The 20,929-nt window shown below is 40.2% G+C and carries 18 protein-coding genes; 3 read left to right on the top strand and 15 right to left on the bottom strand.

Annotated features, from left to right (window positions below):
- The first annotated feature begins 45 nt into the window (after positions 1-45).
- A complete protein-coding gene (gene glnS / locus AAEY93_RS02790) occupies positions 46-1,716 on the top strand; it encodes a glutamine--tRNA ligase (protein ID WP_351074839.1) in 1,671 nt (556 codons plus the stop codon).
- Between the two features lie 137 nt (positions 1,717-1,853).
- On the opposite strand, the gene AAEY93_RS02785 is transcribed toward glnS, so the two are convergent.
- Entirely contained in the window at positions 1,854-2,450 is a 597-nt protein-coding gene (locus AAEY93_RS02785; RefSeq protein WP_101030302.1) for a Yip1 family protein, read from the bottom strand.
- A gap of 363 nt (positions 2,451-2,813) precedes the next feature.
- Between AAEY93_RS02785 and miaE the strand changes: the two genes are divergently transcribed.
- The gene (gene miaE, locus AAEY93_RS02780; RefSeq protein ID WP_351074837.1) at positions 2,814-3,581 is read left to right on the top strand and encodes a tRNA isopentenyl-2-thiomethyl-A-37 hydroxylase MiaE; all 768 of its coding nucleotides are present in this window, start codon (positions 2,814-2,816) and stop codon (positions 3,579-3,581) included.
- A 65-nt stretch (positions 3,582-3,646) separates the two neighbouring features.
- On the opposite strand, the gene AAEY93_RS02775 is transcribed toward miaE, so the two are convergent.
- Positions 3,647-4,372 (bottom strand): UDP-2,3-diacylglucosamine diphosphatase, encoded by a 726-nt coding sequence (locus AAEY93_RS02775; protein WP_101030304.1) that lies wholly within the window; start codon positions 4,370-4,372, stop codon positions 3,647-3,649.
- 2 nt (positions 4,373-4,374) lie between these two features.
- A complete protein-coding gene (locus AAEY93_RS02770) occupies positions 4,375-4,869 on the bottom strand; it encodes a peptidylprolyl isomerase (RefSeq protein WP_101030305.1) in 495 nt (164 codons plus the stop codon).
- 143 nt (positions 4,870-5,012) lie between these two features.
- Between AAEY93_RS02770 and cysS the strand changes: the two genes are divergently transcribed.
- Positions 5,013-6,392, top strand: a complete 1,380-nt coding sequence (cysS, locus tag AAEY93_RS02765; RefSeq protein WP_351074834.1) for a cysteine--tRNA ligase — start codon at positions 5,013-5,015, stop codon at positions 6,390-6,392.
- A 32-nt stretch (positions 6,393-6,424) separates the two neighbouring features.
- Here the strand turns inward: cysS and AAEY93_RS02760 are convergent, their stop codons facing one another.
- The 12 genes from AAEY93_RS02760 to AAEY93_RS02705 all read right to left on the bottom strand — a co-directional run bounded on the left by AAEY93_RS02760 (position 6,425) and on the right by AAEY93_RS02705 (position 20,895).
- The gene (locus AAEY93_RS02760; RefSeq protein ID WP_351074832.1) at positions 6,425-7,684 is read right to left on the bottom strand and encodes a CDP-glycerol glycerophosphotransferase family protein; all 1,260 of its coding nucleotides are present in this window, start codon (positions 7,682-7,684) and stop codon (positions 6,425-6,427) included.
- A 9-nt stretch (positions 7,685-7,693) separates the two neighbouring features.
- Positions 7,694-8,128, bottom strand: a complete 435-nt coding sequence (locus AAEY93_RS02755; protein WP_101030308.1) for an FAD synthase family protein — start codon at positions 8,126-8,128, stop codon at positions 7,694-7,696.
- A gap of 27 nt (positions 8,129-8,155) precedes the next feature.
- A complete protein-coding gene (locus AAEY93_RS02750) occupies positions 8,156-9,529 on the bottom strand; it encodes a nucleotidyltransferase family protein (protein WP_351074830.1) in 1,374 nt (457 codons plus the stop codon).
- A 10-nt stretch (positions 9,530-9,539) separates the two neighbouring features.
- Positions 9,540-11,513: a WecB/TagA/CpsF family glycosyltransferase gene (locus AAEY93_RS02745; protein ID WP_351074828.1), complete on the bottom strand. Its 1,974-nt coding sequence runs from the start codon at positions 11,511-11,513 to the stop codon at positions 9,540-9,542.
- 199 nt (positions 11,514-11,712) lie between these two features.
- On the bottom strand, positions 11,713-12,753 hold the full coding sequence (locus tag AAEY93_RS02740) for a glycosyltransferase family 2 protein (RefSeq protein ID WP_101030311.1): 1,041 nt from the start codon (positions 12,751-12,753) through the stop codon (positions 11,713-11,715).
- Positions 12,750-14,081: an oligosaccharide flippase family protein gene (locus AAEY93_RS02735; protein WP_351074826.1), complete on the bottom strand. Its 1,332-nt coding sequence runs from the start codon at positions 14,079-14,081 to the stop codon at positions 12,750-12,752. The genes AAEY93_RS02740 and AAEY93_RS02735 overlap by 4 nt, the downstream gene beginning before the upstream one ends.
- Positions 14,082-14,395: 314 nt before the next feature.
- The gene (locus AAEY93_RS02730; RefSeq protein WP_351074824.1) at positions 14,396-15,670 is read right to left on the bottom strand and encodes an O-antigen ligase family protein; all 1,275 of its coding nucleotides are present in this window, start codon (positions 15,668-15,670) and stop codon (positions 14,396-14,398) included.
- Positions 15,610-17,133, bottom strand: a complete 1,524-nt coding sequence (locus AAEY93_RS02725) for a GumC domain-containing protein (RefSeq protein ID WP_351074822.1) — start codon at positions 17,131-17,133, stop codon at positions 15,610-15,612. Before AAEY93_RS02725 ends, AAEY93_RS02730 begins: the two co-directional genes overlap by 61 nt.
- A gap of 10 nt (positions 17,134-17,143) precedes the next feature.
- Complete coding sequence (locus AAEY93_RS02720) at positions 17,144-18,427, bottom strand: polysaccharide biosynthesis/export family protein (protein ID WP_351074820.1); 1,284 nt, start codon at positions 18,425-18,427, stop codon at positions 17,144-17,146.
- A gap of 47 nt (positions 18,428-18,474) precedes the next feature.
- Positions 18,475-18,840, bottom strand: coding sequence for an STAS domain-containing protein (locus tag AAEY93_RS02715; RefSeq protein WP_124013382.1), 366 nt, complete (start codon positions 18,838-18,840; stop codon positions 18,475-18,477).
- Between the two features lie 344 nt (positions 18,841-19,184).
- Positions 19,185-19,577, bottom strand: a complete 393-nt coding sequence (locus AAEY93_RS02710) for an ATP-binding protein (RefSeq protein ID WP_101030316.1) — start codon at positions 19,575-19,577, stop codon at positions 19,185-19,187.
- A gap of 10 nt (positions 19,578-19,587) precedes the next feature.
- Positions 19,588-20,895 (bottom strand): SpoIIE family protein phosphatase, encoded by a 1,308-nt coding sequence (locus tag AAEY93_RS02705; protein ID WP_351074817.1) that lies wholly within the window; start codon positions 20,893-20,895, stop codon positions 19,588-19,590.
- Positions 20,896-20,929: the final 34 nt, after the last annotated feature.

The following is a 20,929-nucleotide window of genomic DNA, read 5'->3' as shown; positions in this document are numbered from 1 at the left end:
CATCTATTTTTATTCATATTGCCATTGTGCGCCAAGAGGAATTCCATGAGTCATGTGGACACCGAAGTACGTCCAAGTAACTTCATTCGTAATATCATAGACGAAGACCTAAAAAGCGGTAAGCATAGCCAAGTACATACTCGTTTCCCACCAGAGCCTAACGGGTATTTACATATTGGCCATGCTAAATCTATTTGCTTAAATTTTGGTATTGCCAAAGATTATCAAGGTCAGTGTAACTTACGTTTTGATGATACAAATCCTGAAAAAGAAGACATCAATTATGTTAATTCTATTCAGGAAGACGTGCGCTGGTTGGGCTTTGAATGGTCTGGCGATATCCGTTATTCATCGAATTATTTTGAGCAGTTACACCAGTATGCTGTTGAGTTAATTACTAAAGGGCTTGCTTACGTTTGTTTTTTAAATGGTGAGCAAACAAGAGAATACCGGGGTTCATTAAAAGAACCGGGTAAAAACAGTCCTTATCGTGATACCAGTATTGAAGAAAACCTCACGCTGTTTGAAAAAATGCGTAAAGGTGAATTCAAAGAAGGCGAATGTGCACTGCGCGCCAAAATCGATATGGCATCGCCTTTTATGTGTATGCGTGATCCTATTATTTACCGTATACGTTTTGCCCATCATCATCAAACGGGGGATAAATGGTGCATTTATCCTATGTACGATTTTACCCATTGTGTTTCAGATGCGATTGAAAATATTACTCATTCAATTTGTACGTTAGAGTTTCAAGATAATCGTCGTTTATACGATTGGGTATTGGATCATTTAGACGATTTTAAAATCCCGGATCGTACGCGTCAGTATGAGTTTTCGCGTTTGAATCTTGAATATACTCTGATGTCTAAGCGTAAGTTGAATGATCTAGTCGTACGTAAACTCGTCACCGGTTGGGATGACCCAAGAATGCCAACGATTGCGGGCTTGCGTCGTCGTGGTTATACGGCTGCATCTATTCGTGAGTTTTGCTCACGTATTGGCGTCACCAAGCAAGATAATTTGGTTGAAGTAGGCATGTTAGATGCTTGTATCCGTGAAGAGCTTAATGAGCATGCTCCTCGAGCAATGGCAGTGTTAAGACCGATAAAAGTCGTCATTGAAAACTATTCGAATACTGAAACCGAAACCATTATTGCTGCTGCTCATCCAAACAATGAAACCATGGGAACTCGTGAGCTGACATTTGGGCGTGAGCTATTTATTGACGTCGCAGATTTTAAAGAAGAGGCAAATAAGCATTTTAAACGACTGGTTTTAGGTAAAGAAGTCCGTTTACGTAATGCTTATATTATCAAAGCAGATCGGTGTGATAAAGACGCTGATGGTAATATCACAACGGTTTATTGTACCTATGATGCAGATACTTTAGGCAAAAATCCTGCTGACGGTCGTAAAGTAAAAGGGGTTATTCATTGGGTTGAGGCATCAACAGCGAAACCTGCTGAGTTTCGTTTGTATGAACGTCTATTTACCAATGTAAATCCTGCGGCTTTTGAAACGGTCGATGAAGTCCTTAACCCCAATTCACTCACTGTGGTCAAGGGACTGGTTGAACCTAGTTTGGTCAATGCATCGGCTGAAAAAACCTACCAGTTTGAACGTGAAGGTTATTTCTGTGCTGACAGTAAAGATTCTAGCGCTGAACATTTAGTGTTTAACTTAACCGTACCGTTACGAGATACTTTTGCGTAATCAAGGTAAATAGTAAAAAAAGGCGCTGAATGCGCCTTTTTTATATCATTTTTTCAATAATCAATAATCAATAATCAACAATCAACAATCAACAATCAACAATCAATAATCAATAACTCATATAAGTTACCAATAAATTATTGCATCATTGGGCCTAAGCCAATACTCCATAAAATCACACTACTTGCCATCAGTGCGACTAATAACACCAGACCAGCGGTCACTACTGAGCTTGCGTAAATAAAGCCTTTTTCTTCAGGGATATTCATAATAATAGGAACACCTGCATACAGAAGATAAACCGAATAGGATAAGCCAATTAGTCCGATGACCATAATGAACCATAGTACAGGGTAGAGTGCGGCTAGACCGACCATAAACAGGGGCGTCGCAGTATAGGACGCTAATTCAAGAGCTTGTGTATAGGTTGGATCTGCATCAAACGTCCTACCCATCCAAAAGGCTAAATAAGCAAGCGCCAAAACGCCAATAATTAAACCAAAATACATCGCAATTGACATCAGTAGTGCGCTTTGTGATGTAAGAAATAACGGTTCTCCAACGCCAGGATTCCAACCAATGTGTGCCGTTGCAAAATAAGCACAAATTGCCGGGATAAGTGCGATAAGCAGTATATGGCTCAAACTGCTTTTTAGCGCTTCATGATTTTTTTCAATTTTTTGCCACTCTTGTTTCGGATGAGTGTACAGTCCCATTAAGTGATTCAATACCATTATAGTTATCCTTGTTTAGCATTTTTTGACCTAGTTCGCCAAACAACGACGAACTGACTACAGCTCTTTACCCACCGCCTTAATCAGTCCACATCTACTTATCAACAGGCGTTATTGTGTTGGCATCACACTGAGATGGTTCCATTGCCAACATCTATGTTGTTAAGTTATGACTCTATCCCAATGTAGAGTCATCATTTAAGGTGATCGATTGCATCTGTTACAAAATCGTTAAAATAAGCTGCTTAGCTTATTTATTAAACATAAATAGACTTTCGTCAAGTGGTATTACGTTTTTGACTTCAGAAAAGATCGTTATATAGGTAAAATAACCTTAGTTTTTTTGAAAGGATTATCCATCTTATGCAGCAATTACTGGTCCCTATTTATGACTTTCTAGGTTGTGAGACCCCAAACAGTTGGCTTGAACAAGCAAAACAACCTGAACAATTAACGCCACTGTTGATCGACCATTGCAACTGCGAGCTTAAGGCTGCTCAAACGGCTATTTTAATGATCCGCAAATATGCGATTGATAAAAGTAGTTCATATCTATTAAAGGCTTGGGCAAAACCTTATGAGGATTTTATCTATCAACCAGACCGTAATGTGCAAGCATTTTTGGCTCGTGATAGTAAAAAAAATGATATCACCAGTGAATTAGTCGCCAACAAAGACTTAACCAATAGTGCTGACTTAATGAGTAAAATGGTGCGCCTTACCAAAGAAGAGTTTCATCATTTTGAACAAGTCCTGCAAATTATGTCTGCACGCGGTATTGACTACCGTAATATTCGCGCAGGCCGTTATGCCAAACAATTAATTTCTCATGTCCGAACTCATGAGCCTGAGACCATGATTGATAAGTTGATTATTGGTGCGTTTATTGAGGCACGTTCGTGTGAGCGATTTGCCAAGCTTGCGCCGCACTTAGATGATGACTTGGCTAAGTTTTACACTTCATTACTTCGTTCAGAAGCTCGGCATTATCAGGATTATTTAGCTCTTGCTGAGGTTGTAGCAGGTAAAGATATTAGTGAACGAATTAATTATTTTCGAGAAAAAGAAATGCAGTTAATTTTGTCAGTAGATACAGAGTTTCGTTTCCACAGTGGAATACCGCCTCAATAATCAATAATGGCGCTATATAAACCAAGACTCACAGTTGATATCAATTCTGATACCTTCAAGTGAGCCTAGTTTGTTGCGGAAAAGGGTAATGTTACTAACTCACAACCTTTATCACTGACATTTAGCACGCTGCCTTGAGTATACCAATCACCGACCACCACACGTTGTTCTTGAGCTGTGAGCTGATGAATCGCGGGCCGATGTGTATGACCATGGATCATTCGTTGGCAGCCAGTACTTGCTAGTAGTGCTGTGACCGCGCTTGGCTCAACATCCATAATTTCGTGGTGTTTGTGCTGATTGTCTTGCACACTTGTTTGACGAATTTTAGCGGCAATGTTTAAGCGGGTCTTTTTAGGTAAGTGGGCGTAAACCCAGCGAACAAGTCCAAAACTTCGAAAGCGTCTGAATCGCTGATAAGCAATATCAAGTGTACAAAGGCTATCACCATGCAAAATCACGGTGTTAACACCGTACAAGTTGATACAATACACCTCAGGCAATATTTTCATACCTGCGCGTTGGCAAAATTGTTTGCCAACCATAAAATCACGGTTACCATGAATAAAGTACACTGGTAGGGTGTCTGATACCGTTTTGATTGCCTCCGCGATGGCAACACTAAAGGGTTCTGCAATATCATCACCCATCCACACTTCGAATAGATCGCCGATGATATAAAGCGCTTCAGTATTGTCTAAACCATGGTTTAGAAAATACACAAAGGCTTGAGTAATATCGGGGCGATCAACACTCAAGTGCAAATCGCCCACAAAGATTGTTTTTTTCACAATTACGCTTTAACGCTAACGCTTTTGATCACAATGGCTTCTAATGGCACATCTTGATGCATGCCATTGTTACCGGTTGCAACATTCTTGATTTTTTCAATAATATCTAAGCCTTCAACGACTTCACCAAAGACACAGTAACCCCAGCCTTGAGAGGTTTCTGATTTAAAATCAAGGAAGGTATTATCATTTACGTTAAAGAAAAATTGTGCCGTTGCTGAATGCGGATCAGACGTTCTCGCCATTGCAACTGTGCCTTTACGGTTAGATAAGCCATTGTTAGCTTCGTTTTTGATTGATGCTTTAACACTTTTTTGGCTCATCTCTTCAGTGAAACCACCACCTTGGACCATAAAACCGTCAATAACACGGTGGAAAATCGTACCGTCAAAAAAGCCATCTTCAACATACTGCATAAAGTTAGCGGCAGTGATAGGCGCTTTTTCTGCATTTAGTTGCAAAGTAATATCGCCGAAATTGGTATGTAAAGTAATCATGTTATCTCACTTGAAAAAATTGATTTGCGCGATTCTAACTTATCTTAAGTGCCGCTTAAAGTGCATTGTTCAAAACAGGTGACATCATGGTAGAATCTGAATTAATATTTCCCGTTATAAATTAGTGTAAAAGAGACCATTCGATGTTAAAGATTTACAATAGTATTAGCCGTGATAAACAAGAATTTATACCAATAAATCCAGGTAAAATCGGAATGTACGTCTGTGGCGTGACCATTTACGATTTATGTCATATTGGTCATGGGCGTACCTTTGTTTCGTTTGACATGATAGTACGTTATTTACGTTACCTAGGTTATGAGGTGAATTTTCAGCGTAATATTACCGATGTTGATGATAAAATCATCAAACGGGCAGCTGAAAACAATGAATCTTGTGAGTCACTTACTGAGCGCTTGATTGCCGAAATGCATAAAGATTTTGACGCATTAAATATGATGCGACCTGATTTTGAGCCTCGGGCAACGTTACATATTGAAGAAATTATCGATATGGTTGAGCGTTTACTGGACCGAAAACATGCCTATGTCGCCAGTAATGGCGATGTCTTATTTAGTGTTGCCTCGTTTCCTGAGTATGGCCAGTTGTCAGGTCAAAACCTTGATCAACTTCAAGCGGGTGCTCGAGTTGAAATTGATAATGCCAAACATAATCCGATGGATTTTGTGTTATGGAAAATGTCAAAACCCGGTGAGCCGACATGGGAATCACCTTGGGGACCTGGTCGTCCTGGTTGGCATATTGAATGTTCAGCTATGAACAGTAAACATTTGGGCTCACATTTTGATATTCATGGTGGCGGCTCTGATTTACAGTTTCCTCATCATGAAAATGAAATTGCTCAGTCTTGCTGTGCCCACGATACGCCTTATGTAAATTATTGGATCCACACCGGAATGGTGATGGTTGACCGTGAAAAAATGTCTAAATCATTAGACAACTTTTTTACCATTCGTGATGTGCTTAAGCATTATGATCCTGAAACGGTACGTTACTTTTTATTATCCGGTCATTATCGCAGCCAGTTAAATTATTCTGAAGATAATTTAAAGCAAGCTCGTTCAGCATTAGAGCGTTTATACACGGCGATTAAAGACTTAGACTTAACCGTCGACGCAGCTCCTGCTGAAGCGTTTGTGGCCAAGTTCAAGTTGGCAATGGATGATGACTTTAATACGCCTGAAGCGTATTCGGTTTTATTTGAGATGGTACGTGAAATTAACCGTCTTAAAATAACCGATATGACTGCCGCCTCTGCATTAGGTGTGCGTTTGAAGCAATTAGCGGATGTGCTGGGAATTATCAGCCAAACACCAGATGCTTTCTTTAAAGGTGAGGGCAGTGATGATGAAGTGGCAGAAATTGAAGCGCTTATTGTCGAGCGTAACCGCGCCCGCACCGAAAAAGATTGGCCCGCAGCTGATGTCGCCCGCGATCGCCTCAATCAACTAGGTGTGATCTTAGAAGACGGACCAAGCGGCACCACATGGCGTAAAAAGTAAGTCTGACATTGAAATGATCCTTTAGCCTGCATTTATGCGGGCTTTTTTATTGCTTCGTGTTGACCTTGTTTTACCAGTTCATCTAAGCAATCTAATGCATTGGTTGAATGTTGCCAAAATGTATTAGTTAATACTTGTCTTGTTTGTGGACTACAAAACGCTTGTCTTGATGAGTCGGCTACATTTAATGAGGGTTCAGCATTGGTGGCCATGTGTTTGAGCATATTTTGCAACTCGGCAAAGTTATAAACACTGGGCCCAGCAGCAGGAAGTTTCGCTACATAAGAATATTCACTTCTGCATTCGCTGTGATAGTGCGCCTTATCAAATGGAAAAAAAGCGATATCGCATTTGTATTGTAATGCATCAATGTAAATCGATGAGTAGTCAGTGATCAGTAAATCTATTTTGTTGATAATACCGTATATGTCGTCCCATTCGGTAATATTGATGATATTAGGGTATTGATCCAGTTCAGCCGCAAAATGCGCTTCATTTGGATGTAATCGCAGTAATAGTATTTGGTTTTGATCGATCAATTGTGTTGACAAGGCTTTAAAATTAATGGCCTCAGCATAAATGTTATTATTGTCATTGGTTAAGCTTGAATCACGCCATGACGGCGCGTAAAGAATAACGTGTTTAACCTCTTGATTAGTAAATGGTGTTTGATGATTATTGATTTGATAATAACGATGATAATCGGTACGAGGATTACCACAACAGAGAAACTGCTCGTCTGTCATTTTAAAGCCAGTGCGAAAAAGCCCTTTCACCGTATCACTGGCAGCAAGCATGAAATCGGGTTTGACGTACTGTTGATGATACAAGGCTTTAGCATTTAATTTTTGCGCCCATGTCGATGGATGATAAACCGAGTGTAACGGTCCATTACTGATATCAAATTCGATTTGTTTTAATGGTGAACCATGCCATAAATTAATTTTAATAGCACCCTTAGCAAAGTACTGATTAATATCACCAATATAACTATTATAAATATAGTATTTAGCCGTTAATGCATGAAAAACGCCCATTAAAGACCAACGATAATAAGCTAAATAGCCTTGTTGTGTTAACTGCTTAATGAGTGCTTTATCACCCGATATCCAAATCGCGGTAATGGTTTGTTGTCTTTGCCAATGGAGAAACAAGTATTTGCTATTATCTGCAAACTTGTTTTTATAGCAGCCCATGACCGCTTTATGTTGCTTCGGTATCAAACCTGACAAACAATAAAGCGTTTGAGTGATGAGTAATCTAATACATTGATTAACATAGCTAAATAACATGTTAATTCCTTATGCAATATTAGCGCTAACGGGATGATTTATTGGATCTGGAATCACTCTGTTGGCAAGATTATTCTTAATTTCTGTCGTTGAAATTTGTTGCGTGCGTTCAAGATAAAATACGTTACAGATATCAGATAAATCATCAAATTTACCTTTCCAGTCATCACCAATAGCAAAGATGTCAGCATTTAGCCGAATAATATCATTCCTTTTCTGGCGCCAATCGTTTTCAGCTATCACCTCATCAACATATTTACAGGCTGCGACAATTTCTTGTCGTTGTTGAAAATTGAAAAACGCGGCCTTACCTTTAAGCGCATTAAATTCGTCGGTGGATACCCCCACAATTAGCTTATCACCAAGCTTTTTTAAGCGTTTAAACAACCTCACGTGTCCAAAATGAAATAAATCAAACGTGCCGTAAGTAATGATAGTTTTCATGGAATACCTCAAGTCTTGATATATGAATTAACGAGCATTGATTGAGTGGGTTATTTGCCATAATCGACGCAGGTAACCTAGTTGACTTAATGGTTGAAACTCCATTTCAACCAATTCTATTTCTTCCTGTGGGGTCGTATCATTCAGTAGGATTTGTACCGGACCAAATACACCATAACGTGCATGTTGGTGACCCAGAGAACTTGCGCCAAAGAGCAATAGCTCACCTTTAACGACGAGCCACAATTGTGGCAACTTTGCCAGCACCGGAGCGTTGATGGCGATTTCAATCAAAGAGATAAGCTGTTGCTGATTATTACTGACGCAAATCCGTTTAATGGGATGTTTAGGCCGTTGAATACAAGCTACCAGTAAACTGATTAACATAATCGGTAGGGTTAATAGAATTAACAATGCCGCCACTAATCGGGTGATAAATGACACCTTGGTTAATTTCTTTACCTTGAGATGACATGTAGAAACAAGACTAGGATCGTTGACTTTAACCCAAGTGTTTTTGGCAATATCGATAATGTAATCTTGAGATACAATTTGATTGCTAACATTAAGGTTATTACCAATGTATGTATTGGGTAATACGATACTATTGCTTAATTCGCTATTATCGATATAACAATGCTGGCCGATCACGATCGCACCATGACATTTTACCTTATTATTTAAATAGGTATTGGCTCCAATGTTGCCGTAAGTTTTTTGGTTTGCAAAACTAGGGTGCTGTGTTTGATGTTCAATTCTAAGTTGGTTATTTTTTTGCGCGGAATCAACTCTACGGCCTTTTAAGTCAAAGGTGTCGGCATGTTTAATAATATAATGGTTTGCGGCAACAAAATTGTCGATGCTGTCTAGATGGAAAGCCATACCGTGTAAGACTTGATTAATGGTTTTATCGTTATCTTTTTGGGGAGCGGCTAATGGCCAATTTAAATTGTGCCCATGTAAGCGGCCTTCGGGTAGCATTAATAGTCCAGGGTTTAGATCGCTCATTGAGGCTAGCACAAATGCTTGTTTAACCTGCTTGGCAAATTCAACAAAACGTCTAATACAAGGTGTGCGAACAATATCACCCCTCACGACTAATAGAGACTGATTAGGGTCTAATTTCATCCGTTTTAATACTGATTCAATATCTTCTTCTGGTTTGCTTAAAAAATATTCGATAGTTAAATTCCATCTAGCACCGTTAGCAACATGGGATTCAATTTCTGCAGCATTATTGGCGATGACTAATTTCGCACGGGTAATACCCGCTTGAGCAAGATCTTCAAGGGTATAGTCAATTATTGCTTTGTTGGCCACGGGTAATAACGCAGCACAGTATTGACGATTCAATGGTGCCAGTTCGGTCGCTGAACGGTTGGCAAAAATAATGGCTTGCATATCCTTACTCCTAGTATGCACCCCGGGCGAAAATAACTGCCGGAATGGTCTTAAATAATAACTTAATGTCTTTTATCAGTGATTGTTGGTAGATATAATCAACATCAAGTTCAACCTGTTTGTCGAATGGAATGTGAGATCGGCCAGATACTTGCCAAATACAGGTAATACCGGGTTTAACCATTAATCTTCGTCTATCTGATAACTGATATTGGTTCACTTCACTGGGTAATGCAGGACGCGGGCCAACTAATGACATATCGCCTTTAAAGACGTTCCAAAGTTGTGGTAATTCGTCAATTGATAGCTTACGGATCCAAGCGCCGATGTGAGTGATCCTAGGATCAGATTTCATCTTAAACAGCACCCCACCTTGCATATCATTCTGTGCAGTTAATTTAGCCAATCTAGCTTCTGCATCGGTAAACATTGAACGAAACTTAAACATGGTAAACGGTTGATTGTCTTGTCCTGCACGGGTTTGGCTAAAAAATACATTGCCTTTTGATTCAAGTCGTATCGCACAAGCCGTGAGTAATAAAAGCGGAGACAGCATCAGCAATAAGCTAGCCGACGCACTAATATCCAATAGCCTTTTGCTGATTTGGTTTAACTTTATTTTGCTGAAAAACCATCGTTGTTTACCCCATGATTTTCGCTGTGTGGTAGCGTCTAAAAGGTTGACGTTTATCGATGTCGCAACCAACGGATTTGCATTTTGAGACGGCGTTGATGCAAATTGCAATGTGGCTTTGTTTGCACTCTTATGCGCTAGTAATCGCTGCGCGATCAAATCAATTAATACCCGCAGAACAAACAATGGGTTGCCAATAATATATCGACGCCACATTCTCTTAGGCTCTTGCATTAACCGCCAAGTCCATTCCATTCCCATTTGACGAAGTGCCAAAGGTGCACGAGTGACCGCATCAGCATAAAAGTCGAATAACCCTCCGACACCAACGGCTGCTCCCACATTCAACTGATGCTGATGATTAGCTATCCACATCTCTTGAGTAGGAGCCCCCATAGCGACCAATAAAATTCCGCTATCAGACTGATTAATATGCTTAATGATGTCCTCAGTTTGATGAGCTTTAAAATAGCCATCTTGTATGCCAGCAATGCGTAATTGGGGATAACGTTTTGTCATGTTCGCCGCGGCTTTTTCTGCTACGCCAGGTTTAGCACCTAACAAATAAATAGATGTGCCATTTTTGGCTGCTTGTTCACATAAGCGTGGAAACATATCGGTGCCATTAACATTATCTTTAAGCACAATGTGGTTGTATTTACAGGCTAAGCGCAAACCACTGCCGTCAGCAAAAACATGCTTGGTTTGATTTAATACTTGGCGATACTCAATATTGGTATGGGCAATATTCATGCAGTCTGTATTGACGAATGCGAAAGCGTCACAGTTACGGCTTCGGCCACTGGTTAATAAGCTATCAATGGCTTGTTTCATGGTGACGTTACTAATCGCCACTTTGAGTAAGGTAAAATGGGTCTGGCTAGTGCAAACCATCTTTGATGACAAGGTATAACCTATTAAGCAACGAAGGGTTGTTAATATATAGCGGCTCACTGAGGCATTTAATTTCGGGTCAATGGTAAACTTGTCATAGGCAATACCCATTCTTGAGTGCATTTGGCTAAAGGACATTAAACCTGGACGGACTATATAGTCTTGATATTCCAATACCTCATATTGATATTGACAACCCACAAAGCCAAGCTCACCTTTAATCACATTAATGAGGCCTAACCAATAGGACCATTGCGGCTGAATAAATTGTAATAACGCGATAGGTTTTTCATTGCCGCTGTGTAAATAGACCACTTCAATCGCTTGAGCGTGCTGATATTTCAAGTAACAAGCTTTTAATAATAACAACGGACTGACCAAGAGTAGTAATATCAAGCTGATAATTGATTCAACTATTCTGACTGACCATGAAATGTTTTTGATGTGAGTGCGCATAAGCCACCTCGATAACCATTGTGGTACGGATAGGAAACTCGGTGAGTTTCCTAATGAGTTATCTAGATAATGCTTAAATCGTGCCACTATTTATAATGTTGATTTGTATGGGTTTATTTTGATTTGTTTGGGTTTGTTTCACCTGATTGCAGTTTGCAAAGCAGCTTGCAATCAGATGATATTGCTTGAATGAACCTTGTTATAAGAACGCGGATGACACGCCGTCACGGATAATCTTGTATTTTTGGATTAAACCAATGATTTTATGTCCTACACTTTCACACCAATGGTAGCAAATTGCCGGCAGTATCCATTGTAAATAAGCGGCACTCACAGTGCTAATTGTCCTGCCCATTTCATCGATTAGAATTTTAGGTGACGTTTGCAATGCTTGGGTGGCTAATTTGGCTGCCATTTTGCCATCTTTCATTCTTATTGCTTGACGAGCTAAATAACGTAACTGATAAGCTCGTGCAACATTTTCATGACGTTTTAATAGTTTAGGAGCAAAATATCTTGCCTTGTTGATCATTTGCTCCCAAGAGGCAAGCTGCTTTAGTAAGTTAGCGGATAATCCGCCATGGTTAAGTCGATAATAAGTTAACGGTTGCGGCAATCCTTCCATTTTCCACTTAGTGGTTGCCACAATACGCAGCCAACATTCGATATCTTCAGATTGACGAAATTTTTCATCAAAATAACATGAGTACAACTCATATTTGTATACCGCTTGAAAACGAATATCATCCAACGTTTCGCGACGGATAACGGGTGCTGAGCCATTACCAACCGGATTACGGCAAAGTAAATGTGCAGCATCAATATTAGTTAACTGTGGCATTTGGTAAAAATCAATCGTTTTGCCCTCATAGTTCATAAAGCTTGAACGTGAAAAGCTGATCCCCACCTTAGGGTTTTCGTCTAAATGGGTGCAGTGACGCTGCAGTTTTTCTGTATGCCACATGTCATCGGAGTCAATAAAGGCGACGTATTTACCTAAAGCATGACGAATTCCGGTATTACGAGCAGCTGCCAGTCCTTTGTTTTCAATATGATTAATGATACGGATACGAGGATCGATTATTTTCTGACAAATTCTCAGACTATTGTCCGTCGCACAGTCATTAATTATGATAAGTTCAAAATCAGTAAACGTTTGACTTAAAACAGATTCAATGGCTTGTTTTACAAATTTCTGCACATTATAAACGGGCATGATTACAGAGATTTTAGGGCTCATGATGATTCTCCTACAGGGCTTAATTGGAGAGTGCTTTTAAACACTCTTTGATAGCTATAAATACTCACTAGCGGTAACGTGATGAGATAGGTGACCATTACTGTTTGAGCTACGGCAACGAGGCTATATTGACAAGCAATACTGATGACCACGGCATATAGAGCGGTTAGTAATAGGTTGATTTTCAAATTGACTTGGCTTAAGCCATTAACGAGCAATAATTGACTAGCGGCTTCGCCTAATGGCCTTGCTAAACCACTCAGACACAAAAACAGGAATACACTCACAGCATCCGTTGCGAGCCATTTATCGCCATAGACCATGGGCACATACCAATGTGATAACAGGCTTTGTAATAAAATTATCGGGATGGTTATCGCCATAATGGCTGCAATGCTGCTGAGATATTTAGCACAAAGATCGCGTTGTAAAGAACTGCGTTGACAAAGGTGACTGTAAAACGCGGTGCCAAAACTTTGTATTAAGCCAAGGCTGATCCCTAAACTGATGTTATAAGCAAAAAAGTACACTCCGAGTGTCTCTACCCCCATAAAGAAACCAATTAGCAAGTAATCGATATTTTGTCTAAGGGTGGTGGTGAGATCGCTTAAGCTCACCGGAATACCAAAAGCTAACAACGAGGTTATTTTAACCAAGTTGATGTCCCTAAAGGTGTTCGAAGTAGACAGCGTTTGAGGAAGAGGATTTTGATAACGATGGATCGCAATCCAAATAAAAATAACCAGAACTTTGGGTAAAATAATGGCCCAAATTCCAAAGCCTAATAATGCCAATGTGGCCGTTAAAAACGCATCTATTAGGGTCTGCCATAAATTAGCTCTGCCCACAATACGCATATTATTTCTACGCAAATTTAATGTTGCATACTGCATACCCATTGGTAGAAATAAAAAGCTCGTCGCCATTAGCGCGATAGGCATAACCAATTGAGGAGATTGGTAGTAGTTCGCTAATGGAAAACTAATCGCCACCATAAGCAAAAAGGCAATGATGCAGACGATGATATTGACCCAGTTTGCACTGTTAAAGTGGTCGGAAAAGGTTTGATCATCCATGCGAATTAATGCCGCTGAGGTAATACGGCGAGTGGCGGTGCAAATGAGTTCAAATAGGGTGAGTACGATTGCTGCTTGGCCAAAAATTTCGGGCATTAATAAACGCGCTAAAATAACACTGGAAACTAAGCGGATCATTCGGCCACTAAATTGCGCAGAACCAAGCCACATCATACTTTTTCCCAACCCCGCAAAGCCTTGATTTATGAGTTGGCTTGATTGATATAACTTATTAACGTGCCAGTTTTTCATATTAATCCCACGGTAATTTACTGCATAGATGCTATGCCTCGTAGGGATTAATACATAAATTGTGCCATGTTTTAATGCATTGTTTTATATGGTTTATTTGTTTTTTTAATTGAGAATGGCGATTTGTAAAAGGTCGTGTTGCAGATTGCAAAAGCAAAATGCAACGTTCGATAGTCTGGAGGGAGTGAGCTTTATTTATTGAATCTGTCGAGAAAACCCTGTGATCCGGGCGGAGCGAAAGTCGCAGAGTAGTTCACTTAACGAATATCGCTAAGTGATAGACTTGATGAGTAAATGACCTTGATGAAATTGATTTACTGCTTGGTGTCAACAAGGTGCGATGGCGCGGTCGGTGGATCAATAAGCGCTTTGCCCAAAATGATCAACCCAGGCCAAAATAGATAAGCGAGAATTTCTAAGTTTTCACCAAAAGTGTATAGCATTAACAGCATCAGTATCGCCATGCCTACTTTTGCCAATGGGTGGGTAAAAATCCTCAGCAATAACACCACAAATGTCACTAGCATGGGAATAGCCAGTGCTATAGCCCCCACCAAACCTTTGACAAATAATAGCCCATACCAAGTATGGTGAGAACCAATTGGCATAAACTCCACCATATGCGGTCCTCGCTCAACAATACCATGACCAAACATAACCGCTTCGTTCCACCATCGTTCAACAGCAATATCAGCTAAGGACTGTCGAACCCGAGTGGAGTCTGCTCTGGCTCCTTTCACCGCAGCAATAGTCATGGTTATTTTATTCAGAATGGATTCACCAACAAATCCAGTCGCTAAAATGATAGGGCATAATATAAAGTACAGGAGTGGGGTACGGACAAATTTTAGCATCGAGAAGTAGCCAAATAAGGCCATATAGCAAATTAAGGCCAGCCGAGATTGAGACATTAGCACCATAAGTAAACTGCCAATAACCCCCCAACGTTTCCAACGACGAGAAGACTCTTGCAGTGCAAAAATAAAATATAAATTGCCCAACATCCCTAATGCGGGAGCCCAAGGTGTAAATAAACGCCAGCGCGGGATCCCACTGCCAGGATCTATCTCATATAAGCTTAATGAGAAAAACTCAGGCCCTGGGCCACCAATAATACTTAATGGGGAAACATATAAGGTACTGGGTAATTTAAGTAGCCATGCCAGTACAAATATCGGCAGCAATATAACGGTATGTTTGCAGACTTGACAACACGCTCGGTAAATAACTTGCGGCCTAATGTCTAAACAACCAATCACAGGAAAAATAGCCAATAAAGCCCATCCCTTAGCCCAGCCTATACTCGACTTGATTAATTTGGCTATGCCCAAGCTCTGTTCAAGATGGCCAACAATAAGGGCGATTAACATCACCCACATACCTAATAACCAAATATACAGGGTTAAGCTGATGGTACTTGCGGGTTGATAAGACAGCTTTTTGACCAGTAAGCGACAAAATAAAATCCAAGCAATAACCGGAGCGATAATATAAAGGGCTCCCACTAGCCAAAACAAATAGCTATAGACTATGGCTTTGTAGACGATTCTTTCGTCAGCATTTTGCGGAGTAACGGTTTGCGGATCCATAAAATACTCAGTCCTATTATTGCCATAAACGATGCGCAAAAGGCCGCAACAAGTAATAACATGGTCGCCAAATTATCTGCTTTAGAAGCAAATGAAGGTGGCGACAGTAATTGCAATAACGGATAGGCAGTAAAAATATCCGCTTTTCCTACATCCATTTTGGCTACAGCAGAGGTCATTACCGCGGTGGCCAGTTGATGAGCACGATGTAAATCTTCTAGTTTTGCGGCATCATCATTAGACAAGTCTAAACGGATTTCCCAGTGTACAATTTGTTCATCCAATGTGCTAAGTTGTTGCTTTAAACCAAGATGTTTAGCCCTTAGTTGTATCAGTTGCCCCATTAACTCTGCGCGGCCATCAATGTCTTTTAACATCAGTATATTCAGTAGCTTAGTTTGTTGTATACGCTGTTTTTGTCTTAATAATAACGTTATACGCGCTTCTAAGGCTGTTTGTAATTTAGTTTCTTCGGCACGTAAACTGGTTATTTGTGGATGATTAGTTCCATAATGAGCGGATAGGGCATGTTGTTGGCCCATGGTGTCATTGTAAGCCATTAATAGCTGCTGAAAGAGCTTATCATTATGCAGCTTTAACAGAGCTGCGGCCTCATCAGATGATGTTCCTAAATGTTGATGTAGACTTTGTTCTTCCGCTTCAATCCCGGTTAAAGTAGACAGCATATTGACCCGACCATGGCGTAATCGCTCAATGGTTAATGCGAGTTCTTTAAACTGATCAAGTGATACTAAACCACGTTCTGACTGAAAGGCTAAAATAGCATCTTGAGTCTTTTTTACTTTGCTATTGTAGCCCGCTAAACCTTGACTAATGCCACTATCTCGAAGATTCACTTCATCGGTACGAAGGTCGCTGAGCAGCTGTTGTAATGAACGATATAATGCCCAACCTTTATCTTGCGCTTCTTGAGCTGTACCGCCTTTAACGCTAAATTCCATTAGGCCCGTTTGGCTGGGTAACTTAAGCTTTGGTTTACCGAGTTTTGCAACGGACATTTTTAATTGTTTTGCTGCCTGAGTCATTAACATATCACTGCTTGATATGGCTTTATAATTTTCTCGAGGATCAATTGCCGAACTCAAATAAGGTGAGCTAGATGAGCTGGTTGCTTGGCCTACGCTATCTAGGTTAACTAATGCTCCTGCGCCATTACCGGGCAAGATTAATATCCACTTTGACACGTAAGAGGTGGGTTTAATCACCAGTAATATCGACGTCATTACCCAGATAATTAATAAGCTCATCATTGCCGTTTTAAGATATAAACGCTTACGTGCTTTGGGGGTGAGTTTACTGCCTTCCAATGCTGCCCGTTTTATCCAAAATAAGTAAGCCAATTCGCTTAAGCTATTATCTTTGGCATCATTGATTTGATAATCAGCTTCATTGTTACTGTGTGCCCTTTTTTGCTGGTTTTTATCTTCAATAATATTATCCATGACATGCTCCTTATAACCAGCCAATTAAGCTGCTTGGAATAATGACGTCGGTTAGGCTACGTGCAAGTTCACGGAAGTTGGTCATTCTTGAGTCATAACAGGCAATGCCATCACCCGGTAATAACACTGGGTTCATATTATTTTTCCAAGATTGCTGTATTAACCCATCAATCGAACGTTCGACTACATCCATCTGATTCGATAATGGATTTTTGGTCACTAATAATATGTAACGGCTGGCATTGGTTGATTGCGCGCCGCCGACACAGTTGGCTGCAATGGCGCCATGAAGTAAGCGTGTACCGTAAGGGAATCGGGTGGCTTCTCTGTCTACTGCTGATTGGCTGTTTGAACTTGCTGGTTGGGTTAAGTTAGACATAAATACTCGAATACCCGGTGTTGTAATCGGCGATGGTCTAGCCAATTCGTCATTGAATTGGTTTGTTGAGGGGACATACACTTTGTCCCCTGCCATTAAGGTAAACTCTTGAATCGATTCGCCGGTTAAAACACCTGTTAAGTCGATGCGGTATATCCGATTATCACGAATAACATTCACCGCCGTTAAATCGGCATCTGGACGAATACCTCCAGAAGAACGAAGCGCTGCATCAATGCTTCGCTCAGTGGCTTGATCACCAGAAAAATCACTTCCGTCATCTTTAGTTTCAATGGGTTGTTTTTTATTAATCATGTGCTGACCAGGTTCATATACCGCGCCAGAAGTGGTGATATTAATCGGGGCCCAACTGATGGGCACAATGCTGATACGGATAGCAGCAGGTTGCATCAGTTTTTCAACGATCAATTGATGCCTGATGGCATCGTTCAATTGTATTAAGGTGAGGTTTTTTGCTGATACACTTTGAATGAATGGCAGGTAGATATTGCCATCGGCATCAATTTCAACGGCTTTACTGAAATCTTCACCGTTTAAAATATTAATATCTAATTTGTCACCCACCGACAATTTCAGTTGGGCTTTTTGCCATTGCGAGTCAATTAAGCCCGGGGCAAGGTGTTGCGCCTTAACACCTTCTTTAGTGAGCAAATGGCTGTTTGCATTAATGTAGGAATTATTGATTGGCACGTTTTCGATTAAGCCCAATTTAAGATTATTTGGACGTTGGGCACTGATCTGTCGATCATAAGGCGTGTGCTGACCAAAATAGTGGCATTCACTAGAGGTAGTTAACTGGCAAATATCTTGGCTTGCTGGTCTATTGGGGGTGACGCAAGCTGAAACACTTACGCAAAATAATCCAATGAGCGTAACGTGGGATAAGTTTGTCATGATAAATTCCTTAATAAGTAAAGCCCAACAATCTGCCCGTATTGACACTAGCGGGTTATTTCTTTTAAAGGCGTATCTTCACGCAGCCCATCAAGCGCTTGCTCTTCAGATTCATAAATATCCATAATATGATGCAACCGAGTTAACTCAATTAATGCTCTCACGCTAGAATTTGGATTTAACAACACAATATTCCCATGGTAATGCATGGTATTTTTACGTGCAGAAATCAAAACTGAAAGCCCACTTGAGTCAATGTATTCAAGCTGGCTCATGTCGAAGACCAGTCGAGTATTACCCTTGTTGATGTATTCTAAAATAGCGGCTCTATATGTTGGCGTTTGTGCCATTACCATTTTTCTTGGTAAGCGAACTACACTCGCGTGTTGTTGTGCTTTTAATTCGAAGTTCATAATGTCGCCCTCTGATTTATCATGTAACAAAGTGAATATTGGTATTATCAATCATTGATTTTTATATCATCGGCTGAGAATATCTTTAATTACTAAAAGATATTGCAGTATATGTGCCAGTTATTTTATTGTTTAATTTCAATTGATTGCATGTATTAGAGAGTGTTTATTGCAAATTGAGGGTGAGATTTTGCAGATTGCAATGCATTGGTGCATGCCGGAGGGGGTTATTTTTAGTGATAAGTCAGTTCTGACGTGCAGCGAAGATTTTAAAAAGCAGTAAGCTGGACTAATTTACTGCTGTTATAAAGGGTTCGTAATCGTTATTTCTGTCAGTAAGTGGGTTAGTTTCTTAATAAACTCATTCTTAGGTGGCTGCCTAATACTGTGGGTTGATTCCACACCTGATCCATCCAACTATACATTATCCATAAACCCCGACCATGTTCCTCATTTTGATCAGGACAATCAATCAAAGCGGGTAATTCGGTATAAAGAGCATTATCAAGTAAGTCGACGATGACGCTATCGGTATTACAGTGCATTAATAAGGTAATGTTGGCAGCATCACAGCTTGTGTGTTGAAGGATATTATTGACGCCTTCTAACGTACAGGTAATGACTTTAAAACGCTGTTTATCACATACTTGGTTGTTCAGCATAAATTGTTCTAGTTCGATACAAAATTGCTGCTGCTCAATAATTTGAGGCGTTAAGTTTAATTGTAAACTATTCATAATGCGCTCCTTATGGCATTTTATCACTTATGGATCCCGATGAATTAACCGCTTTGTTCGCCTGATGGCTTTGCTGGTTATGGCTTTTTTGGTGTTCAACAGACTTTTTCTGGTGCCACAGTCTGTTGGAAAACAACATAAGTGACATGTCGTCTTGTGCTTCACCTTGTTGCCACATTGACAATGCATGACGAATACGATGGATCATCGCATCACCACTAATTGCGTGGTTGACCATGCATAATGTTTTGAGCCGTTCAAGCCCAAACATACCCAACTTCGGATGGTTAATTTCATAAATACCATCAGAAAAAATCATTAGATGTTCATCATCAGTTAGGTGACCTTGGCAGTCGATATATTGAGTATGTTCATCAATACCAATGGGTAAACTCGAAGGGATATCGAGTGACTCACAGCGATGTTGGCTGATGAGAAAGGGCTGTGGGTGACCGGCATTGCACATTTCATATTGGCCACTTTTACTGTTGATTTTTCCTATTATCATCGTGGCAAATTGGCCGTGCTGGCAGGGGTCTGAAAAAACCTGATTAATGTAATCCATTAGTATTGCTGGAGATTGATGCCAATCTACTCGACTTGGGTTTAATGATTGTGCCAGGGCGAAACTTTGCATTGCGGCCCCCGCGCCGTGACCTGACACATCGATTAAGAAAAATCCGATCCATTGGCCGTCAATAGTAAAGCATTGAAACATGTCACCGGCCAACTCATTTGCTGCAGCGAAATAATGATTCACTTGCCAATTTTCTAAGGTGAATCGTTTGTCAGGTAATAATGCATGTTGCAATTGAGCGGCTTGTTTCAATTCAGATTTTTTCTGATCAAGTAATTTTTGTGTTTTATGAAATGCCTGATTAAGTGCATTATTTTGTGCTTTCATTATCTGTTGTGCCTTAATCAGACGAATCGCGGCGATGACACGCATCTTTAGCACTTTGGGTTCAAAAGGCTTAGCTAAATAATCATCTGCTCCAGACTCTAATGCATAAATGAGGTCATCGGTTGCATTATTACCGGTAAGTAACAGTATGTAAGGAGGTGAATCAGTTTGTTTCAATAATTCACAGACGGCAATCCCAGTTAATTTAGGCATACGCCAGTCGCTGATGAGTAAATCAATGGGTTGATTTTCACACAAGGATAAGGCTTGTTGCCCGTCGATACACTGATGCAATACGATGTTGCAATCTTCAACCTGCAGCAATTCCAACAGACTTGCGATAAACAGTCTTTCGCTTGTCGAGTCTTCTGCGAGCAGTATATTGATAGTGTGTGTTAACTTAGCCAGATTCATGTTTTACTCCAATGTTGACCTTTGAAGGTTTACT

Origin of the sequence: Shewanella sp. CAL98-MNA-CIBAN-0140 (genome assembly GCF_040309905.1) — a bacterium.
Lineage (GTDB): Bacteria > Pseudomonadota > Gammaproteobacteria > Enterobacterales > Shewanellaceae > Shewanella > Shewanella psychromarinicola.
The sequence above is the reverse complement of the archived record's forward strand: the minus strand, read 5'-3'. Positions and strand labels throughout refer to the sequence as shown.

Coding starts and splice junctions, on each gene's coding strand:
- glnS (WP_351074839.1), top strand. CDS start 46: ATGAGTCATGTGGACACCGAAGTACGTCCAAGTAACTTCATTCGTAAT.
- AAEY93_RS02785 (WP_101030302.1), bottom strand. CDS start 2,450: ATGGTATTGAATCACTTAATGGGACTGTACACTCATCCGAAACAAGAG.
- miaE (WP_351074837.1), top strand. CDS start 2,814: ATGCAGCAATTACTGGTCCCTATTTATGACTTTCTAGGTTGTGAGACC.
- AAEY93_RS02770 (WP_101030305.1), bottom strand. CDS start 4,869: ATGATTACTTTACATACCAATTTCGGCGATATTACTTTGCAACTAAAT.
- cysS (WP_351074834.1), top strand. CDS start 5,013: ATGTTAAAGATTTACAATAGTATTAGCCGTGATAAACAAGAATTTATA.
- AAEY93_RS02760 (WP_351074832.1), bottom strand. CDS start 7,684: ATGTTATTTAGCTATGTTAATCAATGTATTAGATTACTCATCACTCAA.
- AAEY93_RS02755 (WP_101030308.1), bottom strand. CDS start 8,128: ATGAAAACTATCATTACTTACGGCACGTTTGATTTATTTCATTTTGGA.
- AAEY93_RS02750 (WP_351074830.1), bottom strand. CDS start 9,529: ATGCAAGCCATTATTTTTGCCAACCGTTCAGCGACCGAACTGGCACCA.
- AAEY93_RS02745 (WP_351074828.1), bottom strand. CDS start 11,513: ATGCGCACTCACATCAAAAACATTTCATGGTCAGTCAGAATAGTTGAA.
- AAEY93_RS02740 (WP_101030311.1), bottom strand. CDS start 12,753: ATGAGCCCTAAAATCTCTGTAATCATGCCCGTTTATAATGTGCAGAAA.
- AAEY93_RS02735 (WP_351074826.1), bottom strand. CDS start 14,081: ATGAAAAACTGGCACGTTAATAAGTTATATCAATCAAGCCAACTCATA.
- AAEY93_RS02730 (WP_351074824.1), bottom strand. CDS start 15,670: ATGGATCCGCAAACCGTTACTCCGCAAAATGCTGACGAAAGAATCGTC.
- AAEY93_RS02725 (WP_351074822.1), bottom strand. CDS start 17,133: ATGGATAATATTATTGAAGATAAAAACCAGCAAAAAAGGGCACACAGT.
- AAEY93_RS02720 (WP_351074820.1), bottom strand. CDS start 18,427: ATGACAAACTTATCCCACGTTACGCTCATTGGATTATTTTGCGTAAGT.
- AAEY93_RS02715 (WP_124013382.1), bottom strand. CDS start 18,840: ATGAACTTCGAATTAAAAGCACAACAACACGCGAGTGTAGTTCGCTTA.
- AAEY93_RS02710 (WP_101030316.1), bottom strand. CDS start 19,577: ATGAATAGTTTACAATTAAACTTAACGCCTCAAATTATTGAGCAGCAG.
- AAEY93_RS02705 (WP_351074817.1), bottom strand. CDS start 20,895: ATGAATCTGGCTAAGTTAACACACACTATCAATATACTGCTCGCAGAA.